The sequence below is a fragment of the Vibrio sp. Vb0937 genome, assembly GCF_033338855.1.
Genome location: NZ_JAWOTK010000319.1, coordinates 1 through 1,189, shown reverse-complemented (window position 1 = coordinate 1,189; position 1,189 = coordinate 1). Strand labels below are relative to the sequence as shown.

Below are 1,189 nucleotides of genomic sequence, written 5' to 3'. Positions count from 1 at the left end.
TAATGCAGAAGTCGACGGAGCCGATTAATGTCGGTTTGATAATGATCGCTTTCACGCCTGTCAGATCTTCAAGGCTAAAGTCTTCTCGACGAACGGCATCTTGCAGCGTTTCATCCCAAGCAATCGCGATACCAGTATTAATGGCAAAAGACATGCTGTCGCCTGGAGCTCGGCATGGCTCTTCCAAAAACGTAATTCGTTGGCGAAGAGACGGTGTAATGTACTTAGCGAACTGCTGCGATTTTTCGGGAGTCCAAGCGCGGTTCGCATCCAGTCGAAGCGTTAATTGAGGGATAGATTCAAGGAAGAGATTCACAAGCATGCCGTCGCGAATGGGCTCATACAGACCCACTTTCACTTTTGCCACTTTCTCGCCTTCCATCTCGTTGAGTTTTGGAATCAACTCATCGGGATCGCCCGTACACAGTGGAGCAGTTTGATATTTACCTTGCGTCGGCAAACCACCTTCTAACTCCAATTGAGCCATAGATAAGCCAAACGCAACCGAAGGATACATATTGGCATAATCAACCGGTATACCCGCGACCCAGCGTTCAGCCTGTTCTTGTAACTGAATGCCAGCCTCTTCGGTACTTTCCAAGCTAAAACCAAAAAGCGGTGCGACTTCACCTAATCCCGTGTTCTCGCCATCAGATAGCTCAACAATGTAGCCGATGCGTTCCGTCAGCTTGTTATCACGCAGTATTACGCCACTGTCCATTGGAAGGCAGTAACGGTAAATCTTTGCTTTACGCATAATTCCTGTCCTATTACGTACAACCCAAGCTTGCTGGCTATAAGAACGAACCATCCTCCCTGAGGGCGAGGCGCTCGGGACTAAAAACGAAGCAGAGGAGCACTCTGGCTCCTCTTTATTTACGGATTATGGGTTACGAGGGAACTTGTCGAAGTCTGGGCGACGTTTCTCGTTGAATGCGTTACGACCTTCTTGTCCTTCATCTGTCATGTAGAACATCATCGTTGCGTTGCCCGCAAGCTCTTGAAGACCAGCTTGACCATCACAATCGGCGTTCAATGCCGCTTTCAGGCAGCGTAGCGCCATTGGGCTATGCTGAAGAACTTCACGACACCATCGAACGGTTTCTTTCTCTAGATCTTCTAGAGGCACAACCGTGTTGACCAAGCCCATGTCTAACGCTTCTTGCGCGATGTAGAAACGACATAGGAA

2 protein-coding genes are annotated in these 1,189 nt (G+C 48.9%); both read right to left on the bottom strand.

Features of this window, described 5'->3' with window-relative positions; all coding sequences use genetic code 11:
- A partial coding sequence (gene menC, locus R7P67_RS25385) for an o-succinylbenzoate synthase (RefSeq protein ID WP_318086393.1) occupies window positions 1-757 on the bottom strand: 757 nt, incomplete at its 3' end.
- Between the two features lie 126 nt (window positions 758-883).
- Window positions 884-1,189, bottom strand: a 306-nt coding sequence (locus R7P67_RS25380) for an enoyl-CoA hydratase-related protein (protein ID WP_318086392.1), incomplete at its 5' end; no start/stop codon positions are given.